The organism is Natronobeatus ordinarius, assembly GCF_024362485.1.
Taxonomy (GTDB): domain Archaea; phylum Halobacteriota; class Halobacteria; order Halobacteriales; family Natrialbaceae; genus Natronobeatus; species Natronobeatus ordinarius.
This window is the reverse complement of the sequence record NZ_CP101456.1, coordinates 1,910,973-1,925,240: the sequence shown is the minus strand read 5'-3', so window position 1 is coordinate 1,925,240 and position 14,268 is coordinate 1,910,973. Positions and strand designations below refer to the sequence as shown.

General features: G+C 69.0%; 16 protein-coding genes. 9 read left to right on the top strand and 7 right to left on the bottom strand.

Features of this window, described 5'->3' with window-relative positions; genetic code table 11:
* The 6 genes from NMQ09_RS09985 (at window position 1) to NMQ09_RS09960 (ending at window position 4,930) form a co-directional block, all read left to right on the top strand.
* The gene (locus tag NMQ09_RS09985; RefSeq protein ID WP_255194437.1) at window positions 1–783 is read left to right on the top strand and encodes an ABC transporter permease subunit; all 783 of its coding nucleotides are present in this window, start codon (window positions 1–3) and stop codon (window positions 781–783) included.
* Between the two features lie 113 nt (window positions 784–896).
* Window positions 897–1,835 carry a hypothetical protein gene (locus NMQ09_RS09980; RefSeq protein WP_255194436.1) on the top strand — a complete coding sequence of 313 codons (939 nt, stop codon included), beginning with the start codon at window positions 897–899 and terminating at the stop codon, window positions 1,833–1,835.
* Between the two features lie 141 nt (window positions 1,836–1,976).
* Entirely contained in the window at window positions 1,977–2,378 is a 402-nt protein-coding gene (locus NMQ09_RS09975; RefSeq protein WP_255194435.1) for a universal stress protein, read from the top strand.
* Between the two features lie 124 nt (window positions 2,379–2,502).
* Window positions 2,503–2,796 carry a thiamine-binding protein gene (locus NMQ09_RS09970; protein ID WP_255194434.1) on the top strand — a complete coding sequence of 98 codons (294 nt, stop codon included), beginning with the start codon at window positions 2,503–2,505 and terminating at the stop codon, window positions 2,794–2,796.
* 186 nt (window positions 2,797–2,982) lie between these two features.
* Entirely contained in the window at window positions 2,983–3,603 is a 621-nt protein-coding gene (locus tag NMQ09_RS09965; protein WP_255194433.1) for a dienelactone hydrolase family protein, read from the top strand.
* A gap of 85 nt (window positions 3,604–3,688) precedes the next feature.
* A complete protein-coding gene (locus NMQ09_RS09960; RefSeq protein WP_255194432.1) occupies window positions 3,689–4,930 on the top strand; it encodes a type 2 periplasmic-binding domain-containing protein in 1,242 nt (413 codons plus the stop codon).
* Here NMQ09_RS09960 and NMQ09_RS09955 read toward each other — a convergent pair whose 3' ends face one another.
* From NMQ09_RS09955 to NMQ09_RS09945, 3 genes are all read right to left on the bottom strand, one after another.
* Window positions 4,931–5,551: a universal stress protein gene (locus NMQ09_RS09955; RefSeq protein WP_255194431.1), complete on the bottom strand. Its 621-nt coding sequence runs from the start codon at window positions 5,549–5,551 to the stop codon at window positions 4,931–4,933. It abuts the gene before it with no gap.
* A 135-nt stretch (window positions 5,552–5,686) separates the two neighbouring features.
* Window positions 5,687–6,487, bottom strand: coding sequence for a universal stress protein (locus NMQ09_RS09950; RefSeq protein ID WP_255194430.1), 801 nt, complete (start codon window positions 6,485–6,487; stop codon window positions 5,687–5,689).
* Window positions 6,480–7,880, bottom strand: coding sequence for an APC family permease (locus NMQ09_RS09945; RefSeq protein WP_255194429.1), 1,401 nt, complete (start codon window positions 7,878–7,880; stop codon window positions 6,480–6,482). Before NMQ09_RS09945 ends, NMQ09_RS09950 begins: the two co-directional genes overlap by 8 nt.
* Window positions 7,881–8,012: 132 nt before the next feature.
* Here NMQ09_RS09945 and nthB point away from each other — a divergent pair, with 132 nt between their 5' ends.
* From nthB to NMQ09_RS09930, 3 genes are read left to right on the top strand one after another with little or no spacing between them, the layout of a single operon-like run.
* Complete coding sequence (nthB, locus tag NMQ09_RS09940; protein ID WP_255194428.1) at window positions 8,013–8,696, top strand: nitrile hydratase subunit beta; 684 nt, start codon at window positions 8,013–8,015, stop codon at window positions 8,694–8,696.
* Between the two features lie 20 nt (window positions 8,697–8,716).
* The gene (gene nthA / locus NMQ09_RS09935) at window positions 8,717–9,337 is read left to right on the top strand and encodes a nitrile hydratase subunit alpha (RefSeq protein ID WP_255194427.1); all 621 of its coding nucleotides are present in this window, start codon (window positions 8,717–8,719) and stop codon (window positions 9,335–9,337) included.
* 1 nt (window position 9,338) lies between these two features.
* A complete protein-coding gene (locus NMQ09_RS09930; RefSeq protein ID WP_255194426.1) occupies window positions 9,339–9,746 on the top strand; it encodes a nitrile hydratase accessory protein in 408 nt (135 codons plus the stop codon).
* Window positions 9,747–9,812: 66 nt separating this feature from the next.
* On the opposite strand, the gene NMQ09_RS09925 is transcribed toward NMQ09_RS09930, so the two are convergent.
* Genes NMQ09_RS09925 through NMQ09_RS09910 form a run of 4 tightly spaced genes read right to left on the bottom strand, consistent with a single transcriptional unit; the run spans window position 9,813 to window position 14,195 of the window.
* Complete coding sequence (locus NMQ09_RS09925) at window positions 9,813–10,985, bottom strand: XdhC family protein (RefSeq protein WP_255194425.1); 1,173 nt, start codon at window positions 10,983–10,985, stop codon at window positions 9,813–9,815.
* Window positions 10,982–11,899, bottom strand: coding sequence for a Rossmann-like domain-containing protein (locus NMQ09_RS09920; RefSeq protein ID WP_255194424.1), 918 nt, complete (start codon window positions 11,897–11,899; stop codon window positions 10,982–10,984). The genes NMQ09_RS09925 and NMQ09_RS09920 overlap by 4 nt, the downstream gene beginning before the upstream one ends.
* Window positions 11,896–13,221 (bottom strand): vWA domain-containing protein, encoded by a 1,326-nt coding sequence (locus NMQ09_RS09915; RefSeq protein WP_255194423.1) that lies wholly within the window; start codon window positions 13,219–13,221, stop codon window positions 11,896–11,898. The genes NMQ09_RS09920 and NMQ09_RS09915 overlap by 4 nt, the downstream gene beginning before the upstream one ends.
* 5 nt (window positions 13,222–13,226) lie before the next feature.
* Entirely contained in the window at window positions 13,227–14,195 is a 969-nt protein-coding gene (locus tag NMQ09_RS09910) for an AAA family ATPase (RefSeq protein WP_255194422.1), read from the bottom strand.
* Window positions 14,196–14,268: the final 73 nt, after the last annotated feature.

Genomic DNA, 14,268 nt, shown 5'->3' with positions numbered 1-14,268 from the left:
ATGACCGCAATTCTCCGCCTCGAGTCACGAAAACGCGTCCGGGGATCGGTCATCTTGGTCGTCGTCTTCGCCCTGCTATCGGCGCTGTACTTCTCGATGTTCCCCGGCGTCCAGGAGGAGATGGACGTCTTCGAAGAGGCGTTCCCGGAGTTCATGTTCGACATGTTCGGGATCGAGGAGCTCCACACGATCGAGGGGTTCATCGCGGCTGAAATTTACTCGTTTTTCTGGGCGCTGCTGCTCGCCGTCTACTTCGCGTACGTCGGTGCCGGGCTGATCGCGGCGGACGTCGCCGAACGACGGATGGACCTCATCCTCTCGAACCCGGTCTCGCGCGAGTCCGTCGTTCTCCAGAAAGTCGCTGCCCTCTGGGTCCCGCTAGTCGTGCTGAACGTCGCCGTTCCGATCGTCGTCTACGTCGGCGCACTCGCCATCGGCGAGTCGTTCAATCCGGTCGCCCTCGCGATGACTCACCTGCTCTCGATTCCGTATCTCCTGGTCTGTGCCGGTATCGGACTCGTCGCCTCGGTCGTCCTCGACCGGGTGCGAACCGCCCGGGCGACGGCGCTCGTGCTGGTGTTCGTCCTCTGGCTCGTCGAGGGCGTCTCGAGCGTGGACCCCGACTACGAGTGGATCGGCGCGTTCACCCCGAGTCGGTACTACGACCAGACGGCGATCCTCGTCCACGAGGAGTACGCCCTCGGAGACGCCGGACTGTTGCTGGTCGTCTTCGTCGTCCTGGTCGGGATCGCCGTCCTGCTCTTCACACGGCGGGACATCTGACCAGCGTACGTGAACGTGACCGTCACGCGAGAGCGAACGAGGACACGGGCTATATCGGTGTCGCCGGGGTACGGTTTCTACCGATGCCGAGACGACGAGCATTTCTCGAGAGAATGGGCACGGCGGCGACGGTGGCGGCCATCGGGACTCTGGGATGGTCCCCCGTCGCTGCCCAGGACGAGGACGAACCCGACCTCCCGGCGTACAGCCGGTGGCTCACGCTCGAGGACGACACGCTCGAGTTCACGGTCGTCGACTGGGAAGCCCTCGAGGCGTACGTCGAGGACGAATTCGAGGACGTAGGTCCGGACGAGGAGGTTCCCGAGGAGTTCGAGGACGACCCCATGATTGCCCCCGCCTCGCAGGGGTTGCTCTCGACGTACTTCTTCGTCGCGCTCACCCTCGCCCCGTTCGGGCTCGGGCGACTCCTCGAGGCCGAGGCGTTCGAGTCGACCGTCGAGAGGCTCCTCGAGGGCAACGAGGCGTTCGTCGTGACCGGCGAGATAACAGGTGAAGAGATCGACGAGCAGCTCACCGCCGAGCCGGTCGCCGACTTCATGCGACAGCTCGAGGTGACCGACGCGATCGGCGAGTACGACGTCTACACGCCGGTCGAGGGCGATGCGGACGCAGCGATCGCCGTCGGTGACGAGGCGCTCGTCGTCGCCGCCGGAGCCGACACAGCCGACGACGCGATGGTGACCCTCGAGACGGCCATCGGTGCCGCCGAGGGCGACGTCGACCGGGCAACCGACGACGAGGAGTTCGCGTGGCTCCTCGAGACGGCCGGCGACGGCGAGGTCTGTGTCGGCGAGTACGGCGATCTCGCCGAGCCGACGTTCGATTTCGACGGCCTCGAGGACGCCGAGGGCGTCGTCTCGTCGCTCACCGTCGAGGACGAGGAGACGTCGACCGGCGACTTCGCGGCGATCGTCGACGATCCGGACGAGGCCACGCTCGAGGCCGTACTCGGCGCCTCCGCCGACGAGCGGTCGATCGACGTCGACGGGGGTCGCGTCACTGCGACGGGGACGTGGCGAGAGCTCGAGTGACGGTCGACGGCACCGCGAGCAGTCCGGCTCGAGATTCCCCGAGACCCCGATCGAAGTCGAACGGAGCGTGATCGACGGCGAGTGCTCACCGGACAGGAGGTCACGACAGCCCTTTGACGGTCCCGGTCGAACGTGGGGCCGATGTACGGCGACATACTCGTCCCGACGGACGGTCGGGAGGCCACCCAGCGGGCGATCGAGGAAGCGATCGAGCTTGCGATCGTCCACGACGCGACGTTGCACACCATCTACGTCATCAACTCCGCCGCGATCGCTCCCGGCATCGACTTCGACGACCTCGAGGAACTCGGCCGGGGGGCGGTGAATCACGTCGCCGAGCTGGCGGCCGAGCGGGGAATCGAGGACGTCGAGACGACGGTCACGCACGGGCTTCGCCCCCGGGCGATTCTGAGGTACGCGGACGACCACGGCGTGGACCTGATCGTCATGGGTCGACACCGCGGACTCGACCGGTTCCTCCGCGGTGGCGTCTCGGACCGCGTCGAGGAAGAGGGCTCGATCCCGGTGCTCGTCGTCGAGTGATCGAGCCGCTTGGCAGCCCCCGGCAGACTGCCGACTCGAGCACCGTCATTGCCCCGCAAAGGAACTTGGTGCCCGACGTGGTGGTTTCCCCGGACGGTGGCGACTGCCAGCGTCCCACACGACCATGACCGCAATCGCCAGACTCGAGATCACGCCAGTTCGCGACCACGACATGTCCGCCGAGATCGCCGCGGCCATCGAGGTGCTCGAGGAGTTCGACGTCGAGTACGAGTTGACGCCGATCGGAACGGTCCTCGAGGCCGACGAGACCGGGCCGATCTTCGAGGCCGCCAGCGCGGCCCACGACGCGGTGGACGAAGATCGAGTGATCACGTCGCTCGAGGTCGACGACCAGCGACACCGCAACCAGCACACGGCCGACCGCATCGAGAGCGTCGAGCGCGAACTCGGCGGCTGACGACGACGTCCGACGAGGCGTGCTGGTAGAGGGGCCACTGAACGTCACTGCAACCCTGCTCGCAGTAGAACGGCCAGTGCTGACGAGAATACACCAGTACTGCCGTTTGATCACGAGCAGTGTGTAACCCGTTTCAGTTGTCACTAAAGCATCAAGTGGGTCGCCGTGGGAGTAACTCGAGAACCGATGATCGTCGACATTTCAGCGGACGGCGTCTCCCTCGAGGGCGAACTCCTCGTCCCGGACGGCGCGCCCGGACTCGTCCTGTTCGCACATGGCAGCGGCAGCAGCCGACACAGCCCGCGAAACAACTTCGTCGCCGACCGCCTCCGCGAACGGGGTGTCGGCACGCTGCTGTTCGACCTGCTCACCGAAGCCGAAGACGAGACGTACGAGACGCGCTTTGACATCTCGTTACTGACCGATCGACTCGTCGCCGCCACGCGCTGGATTCGCCAGCGAGACGACGTCGCGGAGCTGTCGATCGGCTACTTCGGCTCGAGCACCGGCTCGGCCGCCGCCCTCCGCGCGGCGGCGCGGCGGGACGACGTCGAGGCCGTCGTCTCCAGGGGCGGCCGGGTCGACCTCGCGAGCGAGGTACTCGAGGACGTGACGGCCCCGACGCTGTTTCTCGTCGGCGGGGCGGACCACCAGGTGCTCGAGTTGAACCGCGAGGCGTACGAGCGGCTGTCGGGCGAGAAACGCCTCGAGGTGATCGAGGGAGCCGGGCACCTCTTCGAGGAACCGGGCGCGCTCGAGGCGGTGGCCGACCACGCGGGGTCGTGGTTCGCCGACCACCTGGCGTGAGACGCCGACGACGTACCCGGGGCGACGTCAGCCGTGACGCGTCCGTCGCCAGAACGTTCAAGGCATCCGTGACGAGAGCTGGTGTATGGCCGCCGCGGCGTCGCTCTCGGAACCGCACGTCCTCGCTCACTGCAAGGAGCGGCTGTTCCCTGACGGGGAGCCGAACACCTACGCCGTCGTCGACACGCAGTTTTCGGCCGATCGCTGGCTCGAGGGCGTACCGATCGAGCCGTCGATCCGCGAGACGCTCGCGCCGTTCAACCACGTGAGAGTCGGCGGCGGCTACCCGGACCTGGTCGGCGTCCGCGCCCTCGAGTCGGACCTGCTCGCCGTCGAACGGTTCGGCGAGCAGCCGCCGCTGATCGCCGTCGAGGCGAAGGGATACACCGACCGGGGTGAGGTCGACACCGCACGGGGGATCGTCCAGGCCCACGACCGACTCCACGAGGCGAACGCGGCGTACCTCGCCGCCCCCACGACCGCCGTCTCGGAAACCGACCGAACCCTCGCACGGGAACTCAACGTCGGCGTCCTCGGCGTCTCACCCGACGGGACGGTGGAGGCGCTCGAGACGCCCCGGGTCGTCGGCAACCGGACGAGCGGGGAGGCAACGGCGATCCGGTTCCAGGCGAGCGCACAGGGCGTCGCGGACCAGTCGTTCGGGTTGAACCACCCGAAGAACTACCTGGGGTATCCGCTCGCGCACTACGCCGACGGCCCCACCGAGGCCCTGCTGGTCGAGAACCGGGTGGTCGGCGCCGTCGACGACGCCCGGCGGGGGGCGGCGTTTCTCGACCTGATCGAGGAGCGCCCCGACGGCGTCGCCCTGCGCCCGCTCGGACGCGAGGTCGTCCGCTTCGCCCTGTCCCGCTACGGCTCCGTCGAGGCCGCCCTCGACGAGTTCGACGGCTGGTACCGGAAATCCACGCGCTTCGCCGACCTCGCGCCCGACTGGGCCGGGCTCGCCCGCCGGGTCGTCTACGAGTATCCGGCGACGGAACTCCTCGTCGAGGAACTCCAGCACATGCACGACGACGGAATCACGAACCCGTCGCTGGTCGACCTCGTCGTTTACCTCCACGAACTCCACCCCTCGTTCACCGTCGAGCTGTTCGTCCGGGGGACCGAGGACGTCCGGCGTCGCGTCCTCTCGCCCGACGGCGAGCTCCGTCGAGGCGCGCTCGAGGACGGGTCGGTCTACCACTCGCCGACGGTCTTCCAGCTGAAGGCGATGCTGTACCACGTCGGCCTGCTCGAGCACCGCGGCCGGGAGCCGAGCCGGCTCGAGCCGACGACCGACAGCTGGGCGCTCAGGACGCCGGTCTGATCACTGATCGAGCCGCGCGAGTCGAGTCTCGCCGGAGAGCGCGTCGACGTGGACGTGGATTCGGCCGTCGTCCGTCTCGGTGGGGACGATCCACGAGCCGCTCGTTCGGTGGGGCTCGTCCTCGACGGAGGCGTCCTCGTAACCCTCCTCCGCGAGCACCTCGAGGGCGAGTTCGGCGGCGTCGTCGGCCTCCGGAACGGTTATCTGTCCTTTCACGCGGACGGTGACCACCGGAACTTCGGCCTTGCGGACGATCGTCTCGGTGACGCTGCCGACGATGACGCGGTCGAGGCCCGTCCGCCCGTGAGTACCCATCACGATCATGTCGATCTCGTGGTCATCGGCGTACGAGAGGATCTCCTCGTCGGGGACCCCGCGCCGGACCTCGGTGACGGTCTCGACGCCTTTTCGGCTCGCCTCGGTCTCGACCTGCTCGACCGCCAGTTCGGCGTCGCGTTCGGCCTCCCCTTCTTCGCCTTCGAGCGTGCCATAGGGGCCCTCGGGAACGATCGAGATCGCGTGCAGCGTCGAGTCGAACCGCTGAGCGATCGTCGCGCCGTGGACGACGGCCTGTCGGGTCCCGTCGCTGCCGTCGGTCGGAACGAGAACGTGCTGGTACATCTCGGTGCTGAGATTCGGGCGACGGCGGTAAATAGCTTCGACCTCCTTACGTCGCCGTCTCCACGCACCGGCCGGCTCGTCGACCGATCAGCTCTCGTGCTCGAGGGCCGATCACCCGTCGTGTTCGCAGGCGGATCACCTCCCGCCGGTTTCGAACTCGTCGGCCGTCTCCTCGAGTTCCTCGGTGCGTTCCTCGCGTTCGTCCTCGCTCATCTCGAGGTAGGGCCGACGCACGACGAGCACCGGGCTGATCGTCTGTGCGGCGATGGTCTCCGAGGGGTCGCCGAAGATTCGGTCGCGGATGGAGGGACGACTCTCGCCGACGACGACGAGGTCGTGATCGTCGGCCACCTCGACGATGGTCTCGAGCGGGTCGTCGTCGACGACCACCGTCTCCAAGATCCGGTCGGCGGCGACGCCCGCCTCGAGCAGCGTTGCGGTAGCCGACTCGAGGAGCGTCTCCCCGTCTGCTCGCTCGTCGTCCTCGAACGCGACGTGAAAGAGCGTGACGTCGGCGTCGCCGCCGGCGAGGACCGCGCCGACGAGTTCGGCGATGTGGGTGACGTTGACGTCGCCCCTGACGGGGACGAGGACGCGCTCGAGCGTCGGCGCCGGGTTGAGCAAGCAGACGGCGTCACACTCGAGTTCGACGGCGACGCGTTCGAACGTCTTCATCGGGTCGTGGGTGAAGACGAGCCGGGTCGCGACCGCCCCACCGGCGTCCTCGAACGCCCCCACGAGCGTCTCGAGCTCGAGCTGGGCTTTCTCCTCGAACTGCATGCGCGCCTGCCCGGGCGCGGTCTGTTCGGGAACCTCGTGGTAGCCGAGCAGGACGACGGGAACCGACGCGAGCGCGTCGACGAGCGCCTCAGGGATAGCCTCCCCGCGGAGGATCTCGACGGGGACGAGCACGCGGTGGGGTGAGACGTCAGTCATCGGTGAACCCTCCCTTGAGACGAACGTCTCGAGCGTAATAGGCGTACCAGCCGAGGGCGCCGACCATGACCAGAAATCCGACGACCTGTGAGGTCGGCTGCATGAACGCGATCAGGCCGAAACTCGAGAGCGCGCCGACGATCGGAACGATCGGATAACCCGGAACGGTGAAGTCGGGCTCGTACCAGTCGGGGTCCTCGCGGCGGATGACGAGCAGCGCCACGCAGATCAGCCCGTACATCACGAGGTGGAGAAAGGAGGCGACCTCGGCGAGCAGCTCCGTCTGCCCGGTGCCGACGAGGACGATGACGGGGCCGCCGACCAGCGCCAGCGCGACGTGTGGGGTGCCGTAGCGTAAGTTGATCCGGCTCGCCCCCGGCGGGACGATCGCGTCGCGGCTGATGGCGTACAGCGCCCGGGAGGCCGACAGAATCGACGCGTTCGCGCTCGAGAGCGTCGCGAGCAGGCCGGCAAAGAGGATGGCGACCGCGCCGGGGAGCCCGAAGAACTCGCGGGCGACCTCGACGATGGCGGTCTCACCGGCGGCCTCGAGCGCGTCGCTGCCGATCGCGCTGGTGGCGACGAAGATGGTGAGGACGTAGAAGCCGCCGACGAGGAGGACCGAGCCGACCATCGCCAGCGGCAGGTTCCGGCCGGGATCGGTGATCTCGCCGGCGACGGTCGCGACCTGGGCGAACCCGAGGTAGGAGGTGAACACGAGTGCGGCCGTCGTCAGGATCGGGAAGTACCCCTGCGGGGCGAACTGCTCGGGAACCGTCTCGGTTCCGAAGACGCCGACGGCGTCGAGGAGGCCGTAGAGGAGGAAGACGCTCAGCAACAGCAGCAAGACGGCAACGACGACGTTCTGGAGCGTCGCCGTGTTCTCCGTCCCGCCGATGCTCATCGCCGTCAGCCCGACGCCGACGGCGATCCCGAGGAGGACGACCAGCGAGCCGCCGCCGACCGGAACGCCGGCTTCCGCGAGGGTCGCCACCGCGTACTCGCCCAGCCCGACGAGGTAAAAGGCCGACGCGAAGACGAGGCCGAGCCAGAGGCTGATGCCGACGATCGCCCCGAAGACCGCGCCCATCCCGCGGGAGATGAAGTAGTAGCCGCCGCCGCTTTTCGGCATCGCCGTCGCCAGTTCCGAGGTCGGGAGCGCCACCAGCAACGCGACGACCGCGCCGATCGCGAACGACACCGCGGCGGCCGGCCCCGCCTCCCCCGCGGCCAGTCCCGGGAAGACGAAGATCCCGGCGCCGATCATCGTCCCGACGCCGATCGCGAGGCCGCCGGTGAGCCCGATCGTCCGCTCGAGTTCGGTCCCTCCCTCGTGGCGGGTCGCGTCCTCGGTGACGGTCCCGGCAGCCTCCGGCGGTGGATCGGGCTCCATTGGGTCGTCGTTTTCGGGCGAGGTGCAAAAGCCCTCGCTTCCGAACAGTTCGGATCGCAGACCATTCGGAGCCAGCTGACCGCACGAGCCGATCACGGAAACGGCCTTGAGGGTCGCGTCCGTGGGGTGGCTATGGACGGCATACACGACGTCGCCGGGATGGACGGGTTCGGGCCGATCCCATACGACGACGGCGAGGAGGAAACCTTCCACGAACGCTGGGAAGGGGAGACGTACGCGGCGTTCGTCGCGACGCTCGGGAACGGCTTCGCCTCGATCGACGAGTTCCGCCACAGCATCGAACGGATGCCGCCTCAGCTGTACCTCGAGTCGAGCTACTACGACCGGTGGGTGACCGCACTCACCCGGCTGCTGCTCGAGAACGACGCGATCGATCCCGACGACTTCGCGGCCCTGACCGAGGCGTTCGAAGCGGGGGAGGCGAGCGTTCCCGAACGCGAGGACCCCGACCTGCTCGGCGAGTTGAAAGCCGGCGTCGCTGACGCCTACGACTCCGACGCGTCGACCGCGGAGCCGGCGTTCGCGGTCGGCGACGCGGTCGTCGTCCGCAACGACCATCCCGAGGGACACACCCGCTGCCCGCGGTACGTCAGGCGTGCCCGGGGCGAAATCGTCGCCGACCGCGGCACTCACGTCCTCCCCGACGCGCGAGCTCACGGCCGAGACGAGGGCGAGCCGCTCTACCAGGTCGCCTTCGACGGCGAGGAGCTGTGGGGCGAGTCGGCCGAACCCGGCCTCGAGGTCACCCTCGACCTCTGGGAGTCGTACCTCGAGCCCGCCGACACGACTAATTGAGTCGGCGAACAGGGACTCTCATGGACGACACAGACGCGTTCGACGTCGACGAGCACGCGAGCGAGCACGACCCGCAGTCGCGGGCGCGCGCCCTCCAGTCGCTGCTGGTCGAGGAGGAGTTGCTCTCGAGCGACGCCGTCGACCGGATCATCGCCACGTACGAAGACGAAATCGGGCCGCTGAACGGTGCCCGCGTCGTCGCCCGGGCGTGGACCGACCCCGACTACCGTGAGTGGCTGCTCGAGGACGCGATGGCCGCCGCGTCGGCCGTCGTCGACGTGGATAGCGACGCGATCGACGTCGAGGTCGTCGCGAATTCGGCCGACAAGCACCACCTCGTCGTCTGCACGCTCTGTTCGTGTTACCCGTGGGCGCTGCTGGGGCTGCCGCCGACGTGGTACAAGACGCCCGAGTACCGCTCGAGAGCGGTCAAGACGCCCCGACGAATGCTTCGCGAGGAGTTCGACGTCGACCTGCCCGGGGACGTCGAGATACACGTCCACGACAGCACCTCCGAGCTCCGGTACATGGTGCTCCCCCAGCGGCCGCCCGGCACCGACGACCTGGGCGAAGAAGAGCTGGTCGAACTCGTAACCAGGGACGCCATGATCGGCGTCGAACGGCTCGGCGAGGGCGCCTGAAATGGTCGCCAACGAATCCGACGCAGACGCACTCGCCGCACTCGAGCTCGAGGGCGAGGGCGACGAGCCGCCGACGTTCCACGCGCCCTGGCAGGCCCGCGCGTTCGCCGTCGCCGTTGCCCTCTCCGAGGACGGAACCTACGAGTGGCCCCGATTCCAGGAACGCCTCGTCGAGGAGCTCGAGCGAGCCGAGAGAACGACCTCCGGCGACGCCGAGGCCGCCGAGGACCGCTACTACCGGGGGTGGCTCGCCGCGCTCGAGCGCCTCCTCGTCGAGGACGCCGTCCTCGAGGCCGGCGCGCTGAGCGAACGCACGCGGGCGTTCACCGACGGCGATCGTGACGCGTCGGAGTGGGTCGAAGGGGACCACGGTCACGAAGACGGACATATCCACGGGCACGAGCACTGAATTCGCGCTCGATAGACGGGATCACATACCGTGAGCAGTTCGTCGCGGCCGCCAGTCGAAGCCGAATTACTCGCCGGCTTCGACCTCGAGTTCGACGCGTTCGTGGATGTGTCCCTCTCGCGAGGAGAGGTGACGTGGCACCCGGTCGTTGTGCACAGCGAGGAGTTCGGCGACGATACTGTGGGCGATGCCGTACGGCGAGCCGCTCCCGAGGTCGAGCCCGATCGGCGTGTACAGCGTCTCGAGGTCGGCCTCGTCGAACGTCCGCCCTTCGGCCGCGAACTCCTCGAGCATCTCCTCGAAGCGCTCGCGGGGTCCCATCAGTCCGACGTAGGGGACCTCGGTCTCGAGCAAGGTCTCGACCGTCAGCCGGTCGTCGACGAAGTTGTGGGTCATGACGACCGCGTAAGTTCGCTCGCCGAGTTCGAGATCGTCAGCGAGCGAGCGCGGCGAGGTCGTGACGGTCCGGTCGGCGTCGGGGAATCGCTCCTCGAGGTCGACCCCGCCGCGAAAGCCCACGACCGTCACCCGGAAGTCGTTCCTGGCCGCGAGTTCCGTGACTGGGCCGACGTCGTGACCCGTCCCGAAGACCACGAGTTCCGGCGGGGCGGCGAGCCCGTCGACGAAGAGCTCGAGCGTCCGTCCCTCGTGGTCGACCTCGAGCGTGGCCGCCTTGCCGCGCGCGGCGAGGTCGGCTGCGGGCTCAGCGAGCGTCCCGACGGGCCACTCGTCGATCGAGCCAGCGTCGGCCTCGGGCGTCTCGAACCGGTCCGTGTCGGGGTGATAGTACGCACGGTCGCCGCGAGTGAGGGAGCCGTTGCCCTCGATGACGGTACAGACGGCGACGTCTTGGCCCTCGTCGAACGCCTCGACGGCCGGTCGGTAGGCCTCGGTCAGCGGCTCGAGTAAGACGTCGATGATGCCGTTACAGCCGACGCCGAGTCCCCAGACGTCGTCGTCATCGTCCATCAGATCGTAGGTGACGAGTTCGGGTCGGCCGGACTCGCGGACCGTCTCGGCGGCCCGGAGCAGTTCGTCCTCGAGACAGCCGGCGGTGATCGCGCCGACGCCCGTCCCCGCGGCGTCGAGCAGCATCTTCGCGCCCGGGCGGCGGTAGGCGTTGCCCTCGACGGCGACGATCGTCGCGAGGACGTCGGTGCCGTCGCCGTCCGCCTCGAGTTGCTCGTGGACGCGCTGTACGACTTCGGTTTCGGGTACGCTCCAGCTGGATTCTGTCATGGGTTGGTGTCCTCCGGACGTCGTGACCGGTCCGTCGCCGTCCGTTCGTCACGGCGATCGGCTGATCGGTCGTCCGTCGCGTCGAGTCGCACGCCGCGCGGGCGTCCGTCGACTGCGTATACCTTCGCTACGCCGGCGTCGTGTAAGTCGGTACCGCACGCGCCCTGCCGGATCGCCTCGCGCACGCGGTCGGGTTCGACGACGGCCGCACCGGCGACGATGTCGACGCCCACGTCGAACGCCGGCCCGGGGAGAACGGAGGCGGTCGCGCCCACGAGGACGACCGTCGCCGACGCCGGCGCGGCCTCGAGGTAGCGTTCGACGCCGCCGTAGACGAACGCCGAGCCGGTGACGAAGACGACCGACGCGCCGTCCATCGCCACCTCGGCCTCGCCGGGTTCGAACGTCGAGACGGCCACGCCGTCGGGGGCCGACACCGACGCAGGGTCGACGGGGTCGCGTTCGATTACCCGGACCTCGACGTCGTCGAACTTCCGGAACGCCGGCCGAAAGAGACCGACGGTCGTGATCGTCTCGACGTCGGACTCGAGCAGCGCCATCGGATCGCCCCGCTGCCAGTCGACGAAGGGAGCCGAGAGGGCGTTCAACGCGGCGACCCCGACCGCGATCGCGCCGTGATCTCGATCCTCGCGGCCGTCCGGAGACGGGCCGACAGCGCCGGTCGCCCACTCGAGCAGCGTCTCGACGTCGCGGTCAGTTGCCGAGGGCACCGGTCCGGGCGGCCGGTGAGCGAGGCCGGCGAGTCGCCGCGGAGGATCGTCGCCGGCCGTTCCATCCGCGAGCAGTTCGACCATCACCACGCCGTCGCCGACCGTGACGCGCTCGACCGTCGCGGCGGTCGCGCCGTTTGCCCGGAGCCGGTCGACGACGGCCCGAAGGATCGAGTCGGTCATCCGGACTCCGCCTCCGATCCCGACGCAGCCGCGAGCCGGCGCGGGTCGTACTCGTAGCCGACGGGGCCACCGACGCCGCGACGCTCGAGCTGGCGGGCGGCTTCTGCGACGTCGGCTGGCTCGGCGAACCCGAACAGGGCGTCGACGTAGGGGAGACAGGTCGCCATCCCCCGCGAGCGCGGTTCGTACCGCGGCGAGACCGCGAGCGGGTTGAGCCAGACGATCGCCCGCGACCGATTTGCGAGCCACGTAATGCCGGACTCGAGTAACTCGTCGTCGCCGACGTCGAGGCCATCGCTGACCACGACGACGACGGTTCGCCGGTCAGCCGCGTCGGGGTAGCGTCGGCGGAGCGTCTCGAGGGCCGTGCCGATCTGCGTCCCGCCGCCCCACTCGATTTCGGCCGCGCGCAGGGCAGTTGCGGGGTCGCCCCTCGCCGTCGCGAACGCGTCCGTGGCCTCGACGAGTTCGGTGTCGAACAGGAAGACGCGGGCCGTTCGGGCGACCTCGGAGAGTCGCGTCGCGAACGCGAGGAGGAACGAGCGATCGATCGTGTCGAGGACGGAGCCGCTGACGTCGAGTAAGACGCAACACCGGAGTTCGCTCGAGACAGGGTCGCGCGTCGGGAGGGAAATCGGCGTCCCGCCGGTCTCGAGGCTCGCGCGGAGTGCTCGGCGGGCGTCGACCCGGGAGCCGGCGACGGCGGGGTGGTCGCGCCGTCCACGCAGCGAGGCCAGTGCGGCGGCGAGTCGGTCGACAGCCCCCAGTGGCCCCGACGCGAGCGGTTCGTGCTCGGCGTCGACGCGTTCGCCCCCGCCGACGGCGCTGTAGTGCCTGGCGTCGTCGCCGCCGTGACCCGCCGGTCGCTCCCCGGTCGCGTGCCGGCGGCCGGTCGCGAGCCGGACGTCGGCCTCGTCGGATCCGTCGTCGTTCTCGAGCCAGGTTTCCGGTTCATCGCCCTCGAGCGTCGATTCCGGCCGCGTTGAATCGACATCCGCGTCGCCGTCGTCGGTCGCGACGCCCTCGAGCCCGCCCCTGAGCCGAGCCCAGAAGGGGGGAAACGCCGCCTCGAACGCCTCGAGGTCGCCCGACTCCGTGAGCAGGGTCGCCCGGAGCGCCGCCTCGACGCGGTCGCGCTCTGTGAGGCCGACGACGGCGAGCGCGCGGGCGGCCTCGAGTCCGCCGTCCGCCGGGACGGCCACGCCGTCGCGCCGGAGGTGAGTTGTGAGTCGGAGCAGCTCCGTCACGACGTGTCGGCGCGCGGTGAGAAAGTCCGGGATGGCGTCGGCGCCGCCCTGGCTACGATCGGAGTGGTGGCCCACGAGAATCACCCCTCGAGTCGGGCGTTTGCCCCCGCGGCAGCCTCGTGGAGCCGCTCCAGCAGGTCGTCGTCGACCCGATTGACGTCCTCGACTTCCTTGAGCAGGCAGCCGAGCGTTCGTTCGATCTCCGCCGGCGTGAGCGGCTCGTCTGACTCGTCGGCTCTGAGTTCGGCGACCGCCCGCGCCCAGTCGAGCGTCTCGGCGACGCCGGGTCGTTTGAGGAACGCTTCCTCGCGGAGGCGTTCGACGATCGCACACACCTCGGCGGCGACGACGGCGTCGAGGTCGGGCACCTTTCGGGTGACGATCTCGTACTCCGTCTCGAACGACGGCGCCTCGAGGTGGGCGAACAGACAGCGCCGTTTGAGCGCGTCGCTCAGCGCCCGGGTCCGGTTCGACGTGAGCACGACGATCGGCGGGTGCTCGGCCGCGACGGTTCCTAACTCCGGGATCGAGACCTGGAAGTCAGAGAGCACCTCGAGTAAGAACGCCTCGAACGCTTCGTCGGCGCGATCGATCTCGTCGATCAACAGGACTGGGGGGCGATCCCCGGCGGTGCGAAGGGCGCGAAGCAGGGGTCGCTCGAGCAGGAACGCCTCGTCGAAGACGGATCGGGGTTCGTCGGCCGTCGGCCCGTCGCCGTCGGCGTCCGTTGCCACTGTCCCCTCGTTCGCCTGGACGGCCAGCAGCTGTTTGGTGTAGTTCCACTCGTAGAGCGCGTTCTCGGCGGTCAGCCCCTCGTAGCACTGGAGTCGGATCAGATCGGTGGAAAAGCCGCTCGCGAGAGTCTTCCCGAGTTCGGTCTTCCCGCTGCCCGGTGGCCCCTCGACGAGCAGCGGCCGGCCGAGTTTCAGCGCGAGGTAGACCGTCGTCACCAGCCGGTCGTCGGCGATGTACGATTCGTGCTCGAATCGTTCGCGAAGGGCCGCTTCCGTGAGCGACGCGAACGGCTCGAGCGAGGAATCCTGGCTCATCGTGCTTCCATAGGATCCCCGTCGTAGGTAAGGTACGCGCCGGGGCCGTCCCGGAACGTCCACACAGTCGTGA

What these genes read in the sequence shown, in the direction of transcription:
- NMQ09_RS09985 (WP_255194437.1), top strand. Translation starts at nt 1, where the DNA reads ATGACCGCAATTCTCCGCCTCGAGTCACGAAAACGCGTCCGGGGATCG.
- NMQ09_RS09980 (WP_255194436.1), top strand. Translation starts at nt 897, where the DNA reads ATGGGCACGGCGGCGACGGTGGCGGCCATCGGGACTCTGGGATGGTCC.
- NMQ09_RS09975 (WP_255194435.1), top strand. Translation starts at nt 1,977, where the DNA reads ATGTACGGCGACATACTCGTCCCGACGGACGGTCGGGAGGCCACCCAG.
- NMQ09_RS09970 (WP_255194434.1), top strand. Translation starts at nt 2,503, where the DNA reads ATGACCGCAATCGCCAGACTCGAGATCACGCCAGTTCGCGACCACGAC.
- NMQ09_RS09965 (WP_255194433.1), top strand. Translation starts at nt 2,983, where the DNA reads ATGATCGTCGACATTTCAGCGGACGGCGTCTCCCTCGAGGGCGAACTC.
- NMQ09_RS09960 (WP_255194432.1), top strand. Translation starts at nt 3,689, where the DNA reads ATGGCCGCCGCGGCGTCGCTCTCGGAACCGCACGTCCTCGCTCACTGC.
- NMQ09_RS09955 (WP_255194431.1), bottom strand. Translation starts at nt 5,551, where the DNA reads ATGTACCAGCACGTTCTCGTTCCGACCGACGGCAGCGACGGGACCCGA.
- NMQ09_RS09950 (WP_255194430.1), bottom strand. Translation starts at nt 6,487, where the DNA reads ATGACTGACGTCTCACCCCACCGCGTGCTCGTCCCCGTCGAGATCCTC.
- NMQ09_RS09945 (WP_255194429.1), bottom strand. Translation starts at nt 7,880, where the DNA reads ATGGAGCCCGATCCACCGCCGGAGGCTGCCGGGACCGTCACCGAGGAC.
- nthB (WP_255194428.1), top strand. Translation starts at nt 8,013, where the DNA reads ATGGACGGCATACACGACGTCGCCGGGATGGACGGGTTCGGGCCGATC.
- nthA (WP_255194427.1), top strand. Translation starts at nt 8,717, where the DNA reads ATGGACGACACAGACGCGTTCGACGTCGACGAGCACGCGAGCGAGCAC.
- NMQ09_RS09930 (WP_255194426.1), top strand. Translation starts at nt 9,339, where the DNA reads ATGGTCGCCAACGAATCCGACGCAGACGCACTCGCCGCACTCGAGCTC.
- NMQ09_RS09925 (WP_255194425.1), bottom strand. Translation starts at nt 10,985, where the DNA reads ATGACAGAATCCAGCTGGAGCGTACCCGAAACCGAAGTCGTACAGCGC.
- NMQ09_RS09920 (WP_255194424.1), bottom strand. Translation starts at nt 11,899, where the DNA reads ATGACCGACTCGATCCTTCGGGCCGTCGTCGACCGGCTCCGGGCAAAC.
- NMQ09_RS09910 (WP_255194422.1), bottom strand. Translation starts at nt 14,195, where the DNA reads ATGAGCCAGGATTCCTCGCTCGAGCCGTTCGCGTCGCTCACGGAAGCG.